Source organism: Bovifimicola ammoniilytica, assembly GCF_025567085.1.
Lineage (GTDB): Bacteria > Bacillota > Clostridia > Lachnospirales > Lachnospiraceae > Bovifimicola > Bovifimicola ammoniilytica.
In genome coordinates, this window is sequence record NZ_JAOQJN010000002.1 from 277,971 (window position 1) to 295,871 (window position 17,901).

Annotated in this window: 20 protein-coding genes; all 20 read left to right on the forward strand. The window is 33.0% G+C overall.

Annotation, left to right across the window (positions count from 1 at the left end; all coding sequences use genetic code 11):
• Positions 1-24 precede the first annotated feature (24 nt).
• The 20 genes from OCV48_RS03105 to OCV48_RS03200 all read left to right on the forward strand — a co-directional run bounded on the left by OCV48_RS03105 (position 25) and on the right by OCV48_RS03200 (position 17,895).
• The gene (locus OCV48_RS03105; protein ID WP_147591114.1) at positions 25-1,218 is read left to right on the forward strand and encodes an acetate/propionate family kinase; all 1,194 of its coding nucleotides are present in this window, start codon (positions 25-27) and stop codon (positions 1,216-1,218) included.
• 112 nt (positions 1,219-1,330) lie between these two features.
• Positions 1,331-1,858, forward strand: coding sequence for a YceD family protein (locus OCV48_RS03110; protein ID WP_021982542.1), 528 nt, complete (start codon positions 1,331-1,333; stop codon positions 1,856-1,858).
• A gap of 6 nt (positions 1,859-1,864) precedes the next feature.
• Positions 1,865-2,044 (forward strand): 50S ribosomal protein L32, encoded by a 180-nt coding sequence (gene rpmF / locus OCV48_RS03115; protein WP_006780373.1) that lies wholly within the window; start codon positions 1,865-1,867, stop codon positions 2,042-2,044.
• A 331-nt stretch (positions 2,045-2,375) separates the two neighbouring features.
• The gene (plsX, locus tag OCV48_RS03120) at positions 2,376-3,392 is read left to right on the forward strand and encodes a phosphate acyltransferase PlsX (RefSeq protein ID WP_262558764.1); all 1,017 of its coding nucleotides are present in this window, start codon (positions 2,376-2,378) and stop codon (positions 3,390-3,392) included.
• Between the two features lie 110 nt (positions 3,393-3,502).
• Positions 3,503-3,736: an acyl carrier protein gene (gene acpP / locus OCV48_RS03125; RefSeq protein WP_021982540.1), complete on the forward strand. Its 234-nt coding sequence runs from the start codon at positions 3,503-3,505 to the stop codon at positions 3,734-3,736.
• 179 nt (positions 3,737-3,915) lie between these two features.
• Positions 3,916-4,602, forward strand: coding sequence for a ribonuclease III (gene rnc / locus OCV48_RS03130; RefSeq protein ID WP_021982539.1), 687 nt, complete (start codon positions 3,916-3,918; stop codon positions 4,600-4,602).
• Positions 4,603-4,629: 27 nt separating this feature from the next.
• Entirely contained in the window at positions 4,630-8,190 is a 3,561-nt protein-coding gene (gene smc / locus OCV48_RS03135; protein WP_147591115.1) for a chromosome segregation protein SMC, read from the forward strand.
• A 169-nt stretch (positions 8,191-8,359) separates the two neighbouring features.
• Positions 8,360-9,301, forward strand: a complete 942-nt coding sequence (ftsY, locus tag OCV48_RS03140; protein ID WP_021982537.1) for a signal recognition particle-docking protein FtsY — start codon at positions 8,360-8,362, stop codon at positions 9,299-9,301.
• Positions 9,302-9,336: 35 nt separating this feature from the next.
• Positions 9,337-10,545, forward strand: coding sequence for a threonine ammonia-lyase (gene ilvA, locus OCV48_RS03145; protein ID WP_394803227.1), 1,209 nt, complete (start codon positions 9,337-9,339; stop codon positions 10,543-10,545).
• 89 nt (positions 10,546-10,634) lie between these two features.
• Positions 10,635-11,600, forward strand: a complete 966-nt coding sequence (locus tag OCV48_RS03150; protein WP_262558769.1) for a GGDEF domain-containing protein — start codon at positions 10,635-10,637, stop codon at positions 11,598-11,600.
• 103 nt (positions 11,601-11,703) lie between these two features.
• Positions 11,704-12,048 carry a YlxM family DNA-binding protein gene (gene ylxM / locus OCV48_RS03155; protein ID WP_147591118.1) on the forward strand — a complete coding sequence of 115 codons (345 nt, stop codon included), beginning with the start codon at positions 11,704-11,706 and terminating at the stop codon, positions 12,046-12,048.
• A gap of 20 nt (positions 12,049-12,068) precedes the next feature.
• Positions 12,069-13,412 (forward strand): signal recognition particle protein, encoded by a 1,344-nt coding sequence (gene ffh, locus OCV48_RS03160; protein WP_021982533.1) that lies wholly within the window; start codon positions 12,069-12,071, stop codon positions 13,410-13,412.
• A 35-nt stretch (positions 13,413-13,447) separates the two neighbouring features.
• Complete coding sequence (gene rpsP, locus OCV48_RS03165) at positions 13,448-13,693, forward strand: 30S ribosomal protein S16 (RefSeq protein WP_021982532.1); 246 nt, start codon at positions 13,448-13,450, stop codon at positions 13,691-13,693.
• A gap of 23 nt (positions 13,694-13,716) precedes the next feature.
• The gene (locus tag OCV48_RS03170; protein WP_021982531.1) at positions 13,717-13,947 is read left to right on the forward strand and encodes a KH domain-containing protein; all 231 of its coding nucleotides are present in this window, start codon (positions 13,717-13,719) and stop codon (positions 13,945-13,947) included.
• A gap of 173 nt (positions 13,948-14,120) precedes the next feature.
• The gene (rimM, locus tag OCV48_RS03175; protein ID WP_147591119.1) at positions 14,121-14,678 is read left to right on the forward strand and encodes a ribosome maturation factor RimM; all 558 of its coding nucleotides are present in this window, start codon (positions 14,121-14,123) and stop codon (positions 14,676-14,678) included.
• A complete protein-coding gene (gene trmD, locus OCV48_RS03180; RefSeq protein ID WP_147591120.1) occupies positions 14,675-15,376 on the forward strand; it encodes a tRNA (guanosine(37)-N1)-methyltransferase TrmD in 702 nt (233 codons plus the stop codon). Before rimM ends, trmD begins: the two co-directional genes overlap by 4 nt.
• Positions 15,377-15,574: 198 nt before the next feature.
• Positions 15,575-16,039, forward strand: a complete 465-nt coding sequence (locus OCV48_RS03185) for a ribosome maturation factor RimP (protein WP_021982528.1) — start codon at positions 15,575-15,577, stop codon at positions 16,037-16,039.
• Positions 16,040-16,158: 119 nt separating this feature from the next.
• Positions 16,159-17,256 (forward strand): transcription termination factor NusA, encoded by a 1,098-nt coding sequence (gene nusA, locus OCV48_RS03190; RefSeq protein ID WP_021982527.1) that lies wholly within the window; start codon positions 16,159-16,161, stop codon positions 17,254-17,256.
• 14 nt (positions 17,257-17,270) lie between these two features.
• Positions 17,271-17,531, forward strand: coding sequence for an RNase P modulator RnpM (rnpM, locus tag OCV48_RS03195; protein WP_021982526.1), 261 nt, complete (start codon positions 17,271-17,273; stop codon positions 17,529-17,531).
• A gap of 52 nt (positions 17,532-17,583) precedes the next feature.
• Entirely contained in the window at positions 17,584-17,895 is a 312-nt protein-coding gene (locus tag OCV48_RS03200; RefSeq protein ID WP_147591121.1) for a L7Ae/L30e/S12e/Gadd45 family ribosomal protein, read from the forward strand.
• Positions 17,896-17,901: the final 6 nt, after the last annotated feature.

Sequence of the window (17,901 nt, forward strand, 5' to 3'; positions counted from 1 at the left end):
AAGGAAAGGAAACTGAGTGAGAAAATGAAGATTCTTATTATCAATTGCGGAAGTTCGTCATTGAAATTCCAGTTAATTAATTCAGAAGATGATAGCGTATTAGCAAAAGGATTATGCGAAAGAATAGGTTTAGATGGCAGCCAGTTAGTATATCAACCGGCAGGTCTTGACAAGGAGATAGTGAAAGAGCCAATGCCAAATCATAAGAAGGCAGTTGAATTAGTTATCAATGCACTTACAAATGCAAAGACAGGTGTTATTAAAGACTTAAGTGATGTTGGTGCAGTAGGACACAGAATCGTACATGGCGGAGAGAAATTTGCTAAATCAGTAATAATTGATGATGATGTAATTGAAGCTATAAAGGAATGTAATGATTTAGCACCATTACACAATCCAGCTAATCTTATCGGAATAATGGCATGCAAGGAGTTAATGCCTGATACAAAGATGGTAGCTGTATTTGATACTGCATTTCACCAGACTATGCCTGCTAAAGCTTATTTATACGGACTTCCATATAAATATTATGAAGATTATAAGGTGAGAAGATATGGCTTCCATGGAACATCACACAGTTTTGTTTCAAAACGAGTTGCCGAAATCTTAGACAGACCATATGAAGAACTTAAGACTGTTGTATGCCATCTTGGAAATGGTGCAAGTATATGTGCTGTTGATGGTGGAAAATCAATAGATACGAGTATGGGACTTACACCTTTAGAAGGACTTATTATGGGAACACGTTCAGGAAGTATAGACCCTGCTATAGTAGAATTTCTTGCCCATAAAGAGAATAAGACGATAGATGAAGTTATGAATATCCTTAATAAAGAATCAGGTGTTCTTGGTCTATCAGGAATCGGCAGTGATTTCAGAGATATAACAGATGCTATGCTTGCAGGAGACGAAAGAGCAAGAATGACAATTGAAGCGTATTGCTACAGAGTTGCCAAATATATTGGAGCATATGCAGCAGCAATGAATGGAATAGATGCAATTGTATTTACAGCAGGACTTGGAGAGAACAATGCAATAGTAAGAAAAGAGATTTGTTCATATTTTACATTCTTAGGAGTGGAAATAGATGACGAACAAAATGCAAAAAGAGGAGAAGATGTTGTCATCTCTACAGAGAACTCAAAGATTAAGGTGCTTGTAGTACCGACAAATGAAGAATTAAAAATAGCTAAAGAGACATTAGAACTTGTAAAGTAATAACAAGTATTTAATGTGTAGACAAGTTTATACAAGATTTTGAAAATTTAAGGTTGACAAACACAATACCTATGGTTATAATATTCAAGTGCGATTAGAAAAGAGGTAATTTATGCTGATTGACTTATCCGAACTTTTATCAACTATTGATAAAGAGTTAGATGTTTGTGCAGACATAGAGATGTCAAGATTTACATCTAAGATGTGTGATTACGAGATAGTTAAGAAACAACCAGTTCTTATTAAGCTTCGTAACACAGGAAAGAGAACATTTACATTGACATCAGAGATTGATTTAACATTGATGATACCATGTGACAGATGTTTAGAAGATGTGAAGTATGATATGAACATCAAAGTAAATAAAGAGATTGACATGAATGAGTCGGAAAATGACAAGACAGAGTCGTTAGATGAGCAGTCATATATTCAGGATAATATGCTTGATGTAGAGAAGCTTATTTATAATGAAATACTTGTTAATTTGCCTATGAAGGTTCTTTGCAGTGAGAATTGTAAAGGAATTTGTAATAGATGTGGGGCAAATCTTAATTCACAGACTTGTAACTGTGATACCACAGAATTAGACCCTAGAATGTCAAAAATTCGTGACATTTTCAACAATTTTAAGGAGGTGTAACAGACCATGTCTATTTGTCCAAAGAATAAAAGCTCAAAGGCTAGAAGAGATAAGAGAAGAGCTAATTGGAAAATGAGTGCTCCAAACTTAGTTAAATGTAGCAAATGTGGAGCATTAATGATGCCACATAGAGTATGCAAAGCTTGTGGTTCATACAACAAAAAAGAAATAATATCAGTTGATTAATTATTAGAAATGAGTAGTTCGTATTACGGATAACTTATTTAGGAAATTTTTCTCAAAGGAATGTCATAACAGGCAGAAATGTATGTTATGACATTTTTTGTGTGTTAAATATTTGGATTAGTTAATGGTCAGATATTCAAATAAATACCTGGTTATGAATGTCTGACATTAACTGTATACAAAATTTAAAATTAATGTTGATTTTTATTTAGCTATTTAGTATATTATGTTAGAGACTTACATAAGTAAGTTTTATAAAGGTAAAGGAAAATAAAAAAGGACCCCAATATCCTTTACTTATATGGGTAGCAATATGCTGGGTATTTTATAAGTGGAGAAAGAGATTACAGTTGTAGCAGTAGATGCTATGGGCGGAGATAATGCTCCGACAGAAATTGTCAAGGGTGCAATAGATGCCGTTAATTCCTGTGAAGATATCAAGGTAATTCTGGTTGGTATGGAAGATGTTGTTAATCAGGAATTATCGAAGTATGAATATAACAAAGATAAAATAGAAGTTGTGAATGCAACTGAGGTTATACAGACAGAAGAACCACCGGTTAATGCGATAAGAAGAAAGAAAGATTCCTCGATTGTTGTAGCTATGAATTTAGTTAAGAACAATCAGGCGGATGCATTTGTATCAGCAGGAAGTTCCGGAGCGGTTCTAGTAGGCGGTCAGTTAATTGTTGGAAGAATTAAAGGAATTGAAAGACCACCTCTTGCACCTCTTATTCCTACGAAAGATGGAGTGGCTTTACTTATTGACTGTGGTGCTAATGTTGATGCACGACCATCGCATCTTGTACAGTTTGCGAAGATGGGTTCAATCTATATGGAGAATATTGTTGGTGTTAAGAATCCAAGAGTAGCTATAGTCAATATAGGCGCTGAAGAAGAGAAAGGAAATGCATTAGTCAAAGAGACATTTCCGCTTCTTAAAAATTGTCCTGATATTAATTTTATCGGAAGTATTGAGGCAAGAGATATTCCGTCAGGATATGCAGACGTAATAGTCAGCGAAGCATTTGTTGGAAATGTTATTCTTAAATTATATGAAGGCGTTGGTAACACATTAATTGCCAAAGTTAAAGAGGGACTTATGTCATCACTCAGAACTAAGATAGGTGCATTATTAATTAAACCAGCACTTAAAAAGACACTTAAATCATTCCAGACAGATGAATATGGTGGAGCACCATTATTAGGATTGAATGGATTAGTTGTAAAGACTCATGGAAGTTCTAAAGCTAAGGAAGTTTGTAATTCAATAATTCAGTGTGTTAATTTCAAAGAACAGAAGATTAATGAGAAAATCAAAGAGAAACTCCTGTTTAATGAAAAATAACATACATTTGAAAATGTTAAAAGCTGTTTGATAAATACTTAAAAACAAATTTATATTAAAAATATAAATCTGATTAATTATTATTTGAATTCAGAAAGGTGTGTATTATAATGGAATTTGAAAAATTACAGAAAATTATAGCTGAGGTATTAAGTGTAGACCCAGAGGATATAACAATGGAGACTACTTTTGTAGATGATTTAGGAGCAGATTCATTAGATGTTTTCCAAATTATCATGGGAATTGAAGAAGAATTCGATATCGAGATTCCAAACGAAGCTGCTGAGTCAATTGCAACAGTTGGAGATGCTGTAGAACAGATTAAAGCTGCAATGAACAACTAGAATTTTAAAGTGAATAGTAAAGAATTTGCAGAGTATTCTAAGAATACAGAATATTCAAAATATACGATTCTTTACTTTTCACTTTTATTATTTTAAAGGTAATAATTATATTTATAAGATATTTCCTTTAAAGTAATGGAAGTGATGTGAATACGTTTTTTTAAGCAGGAAGGATAGAAATGGAATATAGAATAGAAGAAATTCAACACATAATAGGGTATGAATTTGAAAATTTAGAGTTATTATACAGGGCAATGACACATAGTTCTTATGCAAATGATAATAAGATGAGTAAATTCAGTTGTAATGAGAGATTAGAATTTTTAGGAGATGCTGTATTGGAATTAATCTCAAGTGAGTATCTGTATGATAATTTTCCAAATAAACCAGAAGGAGAACTTACAAAATTAAGAGCGAGTCTTGTAAGTGAATATCCACTTGCTGCTGTAGCTAAGGAATTAGGCCTTGGTAAATATATTTTACTTAGCAATGGTGAAGAGAATACAGGTGGAAGAGAAAGGGCATCGATTACATCAGATGCAGTTGAGGCACTCTTAGGAGCAATATATCTAGATGGTGGAATAGAACATGCTAGAGAATTTGTATACAAATATGTTGTAAGTGATATAGAGAATAAACAATTATTTCACGACAGCAAGACAGTTCTTCAAGAGATTATACAGAAGTATAAGCTTGGTGAGCTTAGTTATGTTGTGGTCAGAGAAGACGGACCTGATCATCTTAAAGAATATGAAGTTAATTGTATGTTAGATAATAAAGTTATCGGAAATGGGATTGGCAGAACTAAGAAAAATGCCCAACAGCAGGCAGCATATAATGCCATTAAGAAATTAAAGAAAAGATAAATGTAATGACAGAAAGGTTGTTAATATATGTACTTAAAGAGTATAGAGGTTCAGGGCTTTAAATCATTTGCCAATAAGATAAATTTTGAATTTCATAATGGTATTACAGGAATTGTCGGACCAAATGGAAGTGGTAAGAGTAATGTGGCCGATGCAGTAAGATGGGTTCTTGGTGAGCAGAGAATAAAACAGCTTCGTGGTGCGAAGATGGAGGACGTAATCTTTGCGGGAACAGAGAACAGAAAACCACTTGGTTTTGCTTATGTTGCCATAACACTTGATAATTCTGATCATTCACTGGCAATAGATTTTGACGAAGTTACAGTATCAAGAAGATTATTCCGCTCAGGTGAAAGTGAATATATGATTAATGGTACAGTAAGCCGTCTAAAAGATATAAACGAATTATTCTATGATACTGGTATCGGTAAAGAGGGATACTCTATTATCGGACAGGGACAGATAGATAAGATTTTATCAGGAAAGCCGGAAGAGAGAAGAGAGCTTTTTGATGAAGCGGCAGGTATTGTTAAATATAAGCGCAGAAAGATAATGACACAGAAGAAGCTTGATGATGAACAGGCTAATTTAGTACGTGTTAATGATATCCTAGGCGAATTAGAAAAACAGGTTAAGCCATTAGAGAAACAGTCTGAAAAAGCCAGAGAATATTTGAAATACAAAGAAGAACTTAAAGCAAATGATATTAATATGTTCTTGTTAGAAGTTGAGAACATTAAGAACAGGTTATCCGAACTTGACGGTAAGAACGAGATTGCTGTTAATGATTTAGAAGAGACTAAGAAAGTATTTGAAAGAATTAAAACTGAATATGAACAGTTAGAATTAGAGATTGAAGAGATTACTTCTGATGTGGATGAGAAGAAAAATGAATTAAATAAGATTCAGTTGTTAAAAGAGAAATATGATGGTGAAATCAGATTATTAAATGAGCAGATTAATTCAGCTAAAATGAATGATTTGCATATTAAGGAAAGAATTAAGGCTATTAATGATAAACTAACTGAATTACAGAAAGAGAAAGAGTCTTATGTTAATGAGAAGAATAACATCAACAGCATATTAAAAGAAGCTGATGAGACGCGTAAGAAAGAATTTGATGCTTTAGCAGGAATTTCTGAAAATATTGAATCTATTTTAGCTGAAATTGAAGAAGCGAAGAATGAAATTATTGATTTGTTAAATCAGAAGTCAGCCGTTAAATCAAAAATACAGAGATATGATACAATGCTTGAACAGGTTTCTATAAGAAAATCTGAGATAAGCCAGAAACTAATTAAATTCTCAAGTGACAGAGAGAGTCAGGATAAGGTAATTGAAGAATTTGAAAGTGATTTGAAAGATGTGAGCATGCAGATTATCGAACTTTCGAAAAAGAATGATGAGATTACTGATAATATAAGTGAGAATAACAGAAATCTTTCAGAGTTAGATAAGAAATCTAAAGATTTATCTATGGAATACCAGCGTAACCATTCTAAGTTAGAGTCTCTTAAGAATATTACTGAGAGATATGAGGGATATGGTAACAGTATTCGAAAGATAATGGAAGTTAAAGAGCAGAAGAAAGGTGTAATCGGTGTAGTTGCTGATATTATTAAGGTTGATAAGCAATATGAAGTAGCTATCGAAACTGCATTAGGAGGTAGTATACAGAATGTGGTTACTGATACAGAAAATACTGCTAAAGAATTAATTGAATATCTTAAGAAGAACAAATTCGGCAGAGCAACATTTCTTCCACTTAGCAGTATTGCTAACAGGACAGGCTTTAACAATGAAAGAGTATTAAATGAAAGAGGCGTGTTAGGACTTGCCTGTGACCTTGTGCATATTAAGAAAGAATATGAGGCTATTGCAAAATATCTGTTAGGAAGAATAGTTGTAGTAGACCATGTTGATAATGCTTTGATAATTGCAAGAAAATATAACTACACATTAAGGATTGTTACACTTGAGGGCGAATTGCTTAATGCAGGTGGTTCAATGTCAGGTGGTGCTTTCAGAAATTCAAGTAATCTTCTTGGACGTAGAAGAGAGATTGAAGATTTAGAGAAGAGCATTAAAGAGAATCAGGAAAATTATAAGAAATGTGAAGAAGCTATTAAACAATATAAGAGTCAGCTGTTAGAGTATACTAATGAACTTGATAAAATTAAGAAAGTATTGCAGGAACAGTTCATTTTACAGAATACAATTAAGTTAAATCTTAATCAGGCAACTGAAAAGCGTGACGAATTACAGACCTCTTTCGAAGATTTCAAGAGAGAAAATGCTGAAATCGGAATACAGATTTCAGAAATTAAGGAAAGTAACAGTGAACTTAATTCTGAATTAAAGACCTATGAGGATCTGAATACAGCCTTAGAAGAGAAGATAAAATCTCTTACAGAGGATATGGAGAAAGAAAAAGCAAAAGAAGCTGCCCAGAGCGAGAAAGTAGACAGTATGAAGTTAGAATTTATGGAAATGAACCAGAAAGTTACTTTTGTTGCAGAGAATATCAGACGTATTGATGGTGAAATAGAGACTAATAATGCTGAACTTGAGAATATTCAGAAAAATGTTGAGGATTCTTATGGGGATGTCCAGAATAAACTAGATGAGATTGATAATATTAAGAAATCAATTGAAGAGGCTGATAAATCATTTAATAAATATTCTGAAGAAATTACTGAATTGTATCAGAAGAAAGAGAAGCAGTCTAATGAACATAAAGATTTCTTTGCTAAGCGTGAAAGTTTGTCAGAGAAAATGAATCAGTTAGATAAAGAAATCTACAGATTGAACAGTCAACGCGAGAAGTTAGAAGAACAGCAGGATAACCAGATTAACTATATGTGGAATGAATATGAAATCACATATAATATCGCATTAGAACTTAAGAATGATGAATATAATAATCTTCCTGAACTTAAGAAGAATATTGCTGAATTAAAGGCTAAAATAAGAGGACTCGGCGACGTAAATGTTAACTCTATTGAAGAATATAGGAGTGTTTCTGAACGATATGAATTCTTAAAGACACAGCATGATGATTTAGTAGAGGCAGAGAAATCATTAATTCAGATTATCGACGAATTAGATAAAGGTATGCGGGCACAGTTTACAGAGAAATTTGCACAGATTCGTACAGAGTTTGATAAGGTATTCAAGGAATTATTTGGTGGTGGTAAGGGTACTATAGAACTGAATGAAGACGAGGATATTTTAGAGGCAGGAATAACAATCATTTCACAGCCACCTGGTAAGAAACTTCAGAATATGATGCAGTTATCTGGTGGTGAGAAAGCACTTACAGCGATTGCGTTATTATTTGCTATTCAGAATCTTAAGCCATCTCCATTCTGTCTTCTTGATGAAATTGAGGCGGCCCTAGATGATTCGAACGTTTCAAGATATGCTAATTATCTTCATAAATTAACTAAATACACGCAGTTTATAGTCATTACCCATAGAAAAGGTACGATGGAGGCAGCAGACAGACTATATGGTATAACTATGCAGGAGAAAGGTGTATCTACACTCGTTTCTGTTGATTTATTAGATGCAGAACTGACAAATTAGGCGTATAACCAGAAAAGGAGAATAGTGTGAAAGAATTGTGTTGATGCACCAATTCTTTTACACAGCTAAATGTGTTGCAGGCACCACATTTAGAATCTATCGCAGAGCTAAATCTGATATTTGACTTGCGATTTCTCCAGCACTATGTGCCTGCGGAATGGAGAATTATATGAGTGAAGAAAAGAAAGGTTTTTTTAGAAGGTTAGTATCAGGACTTACTAAGACAAGAGATAACATTGTATCCGGAATTGACAATATATTTAGTGGATTTTCAAGTATTGATGATGATTTCTATGATGAAATCGAAGAGATACTTATAATGGGTGACTTAGGTGTTGCCACTACGATGAAGATTATTGATGATTTAAAAGAGAAAGTAAAAGCTAACAAAATCAAAGATCCAAAGGAATGTAAGCAGCTCTTAATTGACAGTATTAAAGAGCAGATGGACATAGGCGAGAATGCTTATGAATTCGAGGACAGAAAGTCAATTGTACTTGTTATAGGTGTAAATGGTGTGGGTAAGACTACTTCAGTTGGTAAATTATCTGCACAGATAAAAGGCAAAGGTAAGAAAGTAATAATGGCAGCGGCAGATACATTCAGGGCAGCAGCTATTGAACAGCTTACGGAATGGGCGCACAGAGCAGGTACAGATATAATTGCACAACAGGAAGGTTCAGACCCGGCAGCGGTTATATATGATGCTATTCAGGCAGCAAAAGCCAGAAAAGCAGATGTTCTTATCTGCGATACTGCAGGAAGACTTCATAACAAAAAAAATCTTATGGCTGAACTAAAAAAAATTGACAGAATCATTGAAAAGGAATATAGTGAAGCATATAGAGAAAATTTCATAGTATTAGATGCAACAACAGGACAGAATGCATTAGCACAGGCTAAGCAGTTTATGGAATGTGCAGATATAACGGGAGTAATCCTGACTAAAATGGATGGTACTGCAAAGGGTGGTATCGCTGTGGCAATTCAATCCGAACTCGGAATCCCTGTCAAATATATTGGGATTGGAGAGAAAATCGAGGATTTACAGAAATTTGATGCTAACAGTTTTGTCGATGCATTGTTTAATACAGAATCATCAAATGAATAAAAATATTTAGAAAGAAGAATAGAGATATGGATAAGATGACACTTGAAAAATTTGAAGAAGCAACAGAAGTAGTTAAAAAAGTAATCACAAAGACAAAACTTGTATATAGTGATTATCTTAGTGAACAGACAGGTAATAAAGTATATCTGAAACCTGAGAATATGCAGTTTACAGGTGCATATAAGGTAAGAGGTGCATATTATAAAATCAGTACATTAAAAGAAGAGGACAGAAAGAAAGGACTTATTACTGCATCAGCAGGAAACCATGCACAGGGTGTAGCATATGCAGCTAAATTATACGGTGTACCAGCAACAATCGTAATGCCTACTACGACTCCACTTATGAAAGTTAACAGAACAAAGAGTTATGGTGCGAAAGTTGTATTATATGGTGATGTATATGATGAGGCATGTGCAAAAGCATATGAACTTGCAGAAAAAGATGGATTAACATTTATTCATCCGTTTGATGATTTGGACGTTGCAACAGGTCAGGGAACAATTGCAATGGAAATTTTTAAAGAACTTCCAACAGTTGATTATATATTAGTTCCAATTGGTGGCGGCGGTTTAGCAACAGGTGTAAGTACACTTGCTAAATTATTAAATCCTAATGTCAAGGTAATAGGTGTAGAGCCAGAAGGTGCAAGTTGTATGAAGGCTTCGTTGAAAGCAGGCAAGGTTGTAACATTAGACAGTGCTAATACTATTGCTGATGGTACAGCAGTTAAGACGCCTGGTACAAAGATATTCCCATATATCCAGAAGAATCTTGATGATATTATTACAATACCTGATGAAGAGTTAATAGTTGCATTCCTTGATATGGTTGAGAACCATAAGATGGTAGTTGAGAATTCAGGTTTACTTACTGTAGCAGCACTTAAACATTTAGATTTTAAGAAGAAAAAAGTTGTATCAATACTTAGTGGTGGTAATATGGATATTATTACAATGTCCTCAACACTTCAGCATGGTCTTATTGAAAGAGGAAGAATATTTACAATTTCTGTATTACTTCCAGATAAGCCGGGTGAACTTGTTAAGGTTGCAAACGTTATCGCAGAGGCACAGGGAAATGTCGTTAAACTTGAACATAACCAGTTTGTAAGCATTAACAGAAATGCAGCAGTAGAGCTTAAGATTACACTTGAGTCATTCGGAAATGAACATAAGGCGAAAATTATTAAAGCTTTAGAGACGAAAGGATATAATCCTAAATTAGAGGTGCCTGTATTATAAGTCACATAGATAGTTAGGATTAATGATTATATTTGTCAAATTCAAAATACAATAATCTGTATATATGAATGACGGAGGGAAAACAGAAAATGGAAAAAGTAAGGAATTCACCGAAAGATAATATTTTAAAAGGTGATTTAACAAATGATAGCCGATTTCAATCAGTGTATGGAAAATTGCTTAATTGCATGTATGATGTAGTAATCATATATGATAATGAAAAAAATAAACTTTATTACGATTCAGATAAATATTTTGATTTATTTGGAGTAAAAACAAATTTTACAAACCTGGACCAGTGGTTCTGGCATATGTGTAGTAATTCTGTTATGCAAGAGGATACAGAATTATTAGATATATTTAGAAGCAATGATATATTTAAACGTATCAAATCAGGTAAATATGTGGTAGAAGATGACATAAGAATCAAGAATAAGGAAAAAGGTTATATATGGATAAGAATGGTTGTAGTCTTTATTCCAAATGATAGATTAGATAATATAGACAGTGTTTTTATAATGTTTAGAAACATAGATAATCGTAAGCGACTTGAGTTAGATTATATATATAAATCACAGAGAGATTCACTTACACATATTTATAACAAAGAGTATTCGAGCAGCATGATTAAAGAATTCTTAAGCGGAGTAAGAGAACAAAACAGTGTATATGGTATCTTAGATATAGATGATTTTAAAAATGTAAATGATACATTTGGACATATGGCTGGTGACGTTGTGCTTAAGAGAGTCGCAGATTTGTTATTCGAAAATGTGGATAATGACGATATTGTTGGAAGATTAAGTGGAGATGAGTTTGTTTTTCTGCTTAAAAAATGTGGCGATGTTGAAAAAGCTAAAAAGAGAATCGAAAGATTACTTAAACGTATAAGATTTGAATATACAGAAGGTGATGAAACTTTAAATATTCAATGCAGTATAGGTGCAGCTATTGTAGATAAGGATTGTAAAGAAACAGATGCACTTTATAAGAAAGCAGACAGAAATCTTTATGAAGCCAAAAATTATGGCAAAAATATGTTTATAATTTCATAAGTATATAATACAAAAAAATATGTCAAGAAAAAACACTTGACATATTTTTCTTTGTATTATATACTATGTCAAGTAAAGCAACTTGACGAAGCGAGGGATAGACTTGATTAAGATAGTTGAACAGTCAATGTTATATGATTTCTATGGTGAATTGCTTACTGAACATCAGAAGAATATATATGAAGATGTTGTATTTAATGATATGTCACCTAGTGAAATTGCCAGAGAAGAAGGCATTTCCAGACAGGGTGTACATGATTTGATTAAAAGATGCGATAAGATACTTAGAGATTACGAAGATAAGTTACACTTAGTTGAAAGATTTATGCAGACTAAGAAAGATGTTGAACTTATCAAGAAATATTCTAATGAATGTAAAGTTAATAATAATTTGAAAGAAATTGATGAGATTATAAGTATTTCTGACAAGATACTTAGTGAAATATAACTTCAGTATGGAGGAATAGTATGGCATTTGAAAGTTTATCAGATAAACTTCAGAATATATTTAAAAACTTAAGAGGCAAGGGAAAACTTTCAGAAGCAGATGTTAAGGCAGCACTTAAAGAAGTTAAGATGGCTTTATTAGAGGCTGACGTAAACTTTAAGGTTGTTAAGAAATTCGTTAAGTCTGTAGAGGAAAGAGCTATAGGTCAGGAAGTAATGACAAGTCTTACTCCGGGTCAGATGGTTATCAAGATTGTTAATGAAGAAATGGTTTCATTAATGGGAAGTGAGACAACTGAGATTAAGTTAAGACCACAGAATGAGATAACTGTAATCATGATGACTGGACTTCAGGGTGCAGGTAAGACGACTACTACGGCTAAGATAGCAGGAAAGCTTAAAGCTAAAGGAAGAAAACCTTTACTTGCTGCATGTGATATATATAGACCAGCAGCAATTGAGCAGTTACAGATAAATGGTGAGAAGCAAGGCGTTGAAGTATTTGCAATAGGAACAGGTCATAAGCCTGTAAATATTGTAAAAGCGGCAATTGAACATGCTGAGAAAAATGGTAATAATGTCGTTATTATTGATACAGCTGGTCGTTTGCATATTGATGAAGATATGATGAACGAACTTATAGAGATTAAGGAAAATGTAACAGTTGACCAGACAATTTTGGTAGTAGATGCCATGACAGGTCAGGATGCAGTTAACGTAGCCGGAACATTTAATGAGAAGATTGGAATTGACGGTGTAATCCTTACTAAATTAGATGGTGATACCAGAGGTGGTGCTGCACTGTCAATCAGAGCAGTTACAGGAAAGCCTATTTTATATATTGGTATGGGAGAAAAACTTTCGGATTTAGAACAGTTTTATCCTGACAGAATGGCTTCTAGAATATTAGGTATGGGTGATATACTCACACTGATTGAGAAAGCTGAAGCTGTTGTTGATGAAGAGAAAGCTAAAGAGTTAGAGAAGAAATTCAAGAAAGCTGAATTTGGATTTGATGATTATCTTGAACAGATGCAGCAGATAAAGAAAATGGGTGGATTAGAAGATATTATCAGTATGATTCCAGGAATGGGTGATCAGCTAAAAGGTGCTCAGATGCCAGATGAAAAAGTATTAGGCAGAACAGAAGCAATTATTTATTCTATGACACCAGAAGAGAGAAGTAATCCTGCAATTATTAATGTATCTAGAAAGAATAGAATTGCAAGAGGTGCAGGTGTTGATATTGCGGAGGTCAACAGACTTATGAAGCAATATGAACAAAGTAAAAAGCTTATGAAGCAGATGTCCGGAATGATGGGCAAAAAAGGTGGTAAAAAAGGCAGATTCAGACTTCCTTTTTAACATACACATAAAAAACCTAAGGAGGTGAAAAGACAATGGCAGTAAAGATTAGATTAAGAAGAATGGGACAGAAAAAAGCTCCTTTTTATAGAGTAATAGTTTCAGATTCAAGATCACCAAGAGATGGTAAGTTCATCGAAGAAATCGGTACTTATGATCCAAATGTTGAACCAAGTGCAGTTAAGATTGATGCTGAATTAGCACAGAAATGGTTAAACAATGGTGCTCAGCCAACAGACACAGTAGCTAAGTTATTAAAACAGGCTGGTATTGAAAAATAGTGGCTAGTGGAGGTGTAGTAGTAATGAAAGAATTAGTAGAAATACTTGCAAAGGCACTAGTGGACTCTCCTGATGAAGTTGTTGTGACTGAACATGAAGATGAAAAGGGAACAGTTATTGAATTAAAGGTTGCCCCATCAGATATGGGAAAAGTTATTGGCAAACAAGGACGTATTGCTAAATCAATTCGTTCTGTTGTTAAAGCCGCAGCTTTTAAAGAGAACAAAAAAGTTATTGTTGAAATAGTACAGTAATATAAAAGGCTATCACATAATATTTGTTTTGTGATAGCTTTTGTTATATGATATTGAAATGATAATTATAATCAGAGGAAAAATAACTGATTAAGATTAAAAGGATTGCTATGAGCTATATTGGATATGATATATATTCTGAAAGCACTATTATATAATATATGGAGGTAAGAATGGATAAAACAAGTGATATGTTCAGAGTCGGAGTTATTTCATCAACTCATGGAATTAAAGGAGAAGTAAAGGTTTATCCGACAACAGACGAACCTAAAAGATTTAGTAAGTTGAAGAAAGTATATGTAGAGTTTTGCAAAAAAGGTTTAAGAGGTAATTCCACAAGTGAATTAATAGAATTAGAAATTAGCAGTGTAAGATATTTTAAACAATTTGTAATTGTTAAATTCAAAGGCATTGATGATATAAATGATGTTGAAAAATATAAAGGAATGGACTTGTATGTAACAAGAGAAGAAGCAATTCCACTTGAAGAAAATGAATATTATATTGCAGATTTAATTGGATTAAAAGTTATAAGTGATGAAGACAGGGAAGTTGGAATACTTATTGATGTATTACAGACAGGTGCAAATGATGTTTATGAAGTGAAAGCAAATGAAGAATTTGGAGAGAAAGAGCTTCTTCTTCCTGCGATTAAGGAATGTATTAAAGATATAAATATTGATGAGGGAATAATGAGGGTACATATTATGGAAGGGTTATTAGATTTATGAGATTTCACATATTAACATTATTTCCTGAGATGGTTGAGGATTGTTTAAATACAAGTATAATTGGTCGCGCTATAAAAAATGGTAATATAGAATTAAACGTTGTAAATATAAGAGATTTTGCAACTAATAAGCATCACAAGGTAGATGATTATCCTTATGGTGGTGGCGCAGGTATGGTTATGCAAGCGGAACCAGTGTATTTATCATATAAATCAATAGAAGAGAAAATTTGCCAGTTAACAGATGCGAAACCAAGAGTTATATATATGACTCCACAGGGTAATGTATTTAACCAGAGAATGGCAGAAAAATTATCAGAAGAGGAAGATTTAGTATTCTTATGTGGACATTATGAGGGAATTGATGAAAGAGTTCTAGAAATGATTGTAACTGATAATGTTTCAATAGGTGACTATGTTCTGACGGGTGGAGAACTTCCAGCGATGGTTATGGTTGATACAATATCGAGATTAGTAGATGGAGTTCTTAATAATGATGAATCTGCTAAATACGAGTCATTTGCAGAAGATAAGTTAGAATATCCACAGTATACAAGACCGGTTGAATTTATGGGAAGACGAGTTCCTGATGTATTATTATCAGGTGACCATAAGAAAGTGAATGAATGGAGAGAAGCAGAATCCCTTAAGAGAACTAAAGAAAGACGACCCGATTTATTAAAAAATGATGATGTTTAATATTTTATATTGATTTTAAAGTTGGCTGATAGTATGAAGATGAAAACGTGAGGCTGAAACAGGTAAAAATCACTTGCATTATTATATGTATAGTGATATAATTTGAATATGATATAGTGAATTATGTTTAGAGAGTGGGCAAGCAAGTCCACTCTCTAATGTTTGTAAAGGCAAAAAGTTAAGGAGTGATTAAAGAAAATGTCAAAAAAAGATTTATACGAATCAAAGACTGAAGAGTTAGTTACACCTCTTATTGAGCAGAACAATTTCGAATTAGTAGACATTGAATATGTGAAAGAGGGTAGTAACTGGTATTTAAGAGTTTATATTGATAAACCAGGTGGAATAAATGTTGATGACTGTGAATTAATAAGCAGAGCATTGAGTGATAAGCTTGATGAAGAAGATTTTATCGATGATGCATATATATTAGAAGTAAGTTCACCGGGACTTGGCAGACCACTTAAGAAGGATAAAGATTTTGAGAGAAGTTTAGGTGAAGATGTAGAGATAAAACTTTACAGAATGAAAGATGGTACTAAAGATTATAGAGGTTTTCTTAAATCATATAATAAAGAAGAGATAGTAATTGAAGATAATGATGAAGAGATTACATTTAAAAGAAGTGAGATAGCACTTGTAAGACTTGCATTAGATTTTTAATTATGAAGTTGTAAAATATCTGACATAACTGACAGTTTTTGTTTATTATGTTTTAAATATAGATATAAATATAGAAAATGTATATGAATTTTTAAAATATAGAAAAGGAGATTAAAGAAATGAACAGAGAATTAATTGAATCATTAGAAATATTAGAAAAGGAGAAAGACATTAACAAAGAAGTGCTTTTCGAAGCTATTGAGAATTCATTATTAATGGCTTATAAGAATCATTATGGTAAATGTGATAATGTAGAAGTTAATGTAGACAGAGAAACAGGAGATTTCAAGATTATTGCAACTAAGAAAATTGTAGAAGAAGTTGAAGATCCATCGTGTGAGATTTCATTAGATAAAGCTAAAGAGATAGATATAAACAGTGAAGTCGGTGATGAGATTAAAGTTGATGTTAATTCTAAAGAATTTGGAAGAATTGCTACACAAAATGCTAAGAATGTTATCTTACAGAAGATAAGAGAAGAAGAAAGAAAAGTTGTATATGACCAGTACTATGCTAAGGAAAAGGATATCGTTACAGGTATTGTACAGAGAATAAATGGCAAGAATATTAGTATTAATTTAGGTAAGGCTGATGCTGTACTTCTTGAATCAGAACAGGTTAAGACAGAGAAATTTATGCCAACAGAACGTATTAAATTATACATTACTGAAGTTAAGGAGACTCCAAAGGGACCAAAAATCTGTGTATCAAGAACGCATCCTGATCTTGTAAAACGTTTATTTGAAGCAGAAGTTGCTGAAATCAGAGACGGCACAGTTGAAATTGTAAGTGTTTCAAGAGAACCTGGTGTAAGAAGTAAGATTACAGTTAAATCTAATAATAAGAATGTAGATCCATTAGGAGCATGCGTAGGTGTTAACGGAGCAAGAGTTAATGCAATCGTTAATGAATTAAGAGGTGAAAAGGTTGATATAGTACCTTACAGTGAGAATGCAGCTAATTATGTTGAGAATGCACTTAGTCCTGCGAAAGTTATTTCAGTAGTTGCAGATGATGAAGCAAAGACAGCCTCAGTTATCGTACCTGATTACCAATTATCACTTGCAATAGGTAAAGAGGGAATTAATGCAAGACTTGCTGCTAAACTTACAGGCTTTAAGATTGATATTAAGAGTGAAAGTCAGGCAAAAGCTGCTAAAGAAGCTGAGGAGCAGAATGAAAATTCAGAAGTAACAGAAGATATTAGCGAAGAATAAAAGCAGGTGTATATATGAGTGTTACAAAGAAACTTCCAATGCGTCAGTGTGTAGGCTGCGGTGAGATGAAACCTAAGAAAGAACTGATACGAGTACTTAAAACAGCAGAGAATGAAATTATTATTGATAAAACAGGCAAGAAAAATGGCAGAGGTGCATATATATGTTCTTCTAGGGAATGTTTAGAAAAAAGCATTAAAAACCATGGCCTTGAGCGTTCATTCAAAATGAAAATTGATGATTATGTATATGACTTGTTAAGAGAAAGCATATAATTATATATATGTTAAAAAGTTTATACAGAAAATTCATATGGAAAGGAAGTGCATGGCATTGCAAAACAAAGTATTATCAATGATTGGTTTAGCTACAAAAGCAGGTAAAGTGGCAAGCGGAGAATTTTCAGTTGAAAAAATGGTAAAGTCTAATAAAGCATATTTAGTTATCGTGGCAGATGATGCATCAGATAATACTAAGAAGATGTTTACAAATATGTGCACATTTTATAAAGTACCAATATATTTCTATGGAAATAAAGAACTATTAGGTAATGCGATGGGTAAAGAGACGAGAGCATCTTTAGCATTGTTAGATGAAGGATTTTCAAAAGCGATCGTGAACAAAATAAAAGCAGAATAAAATTAA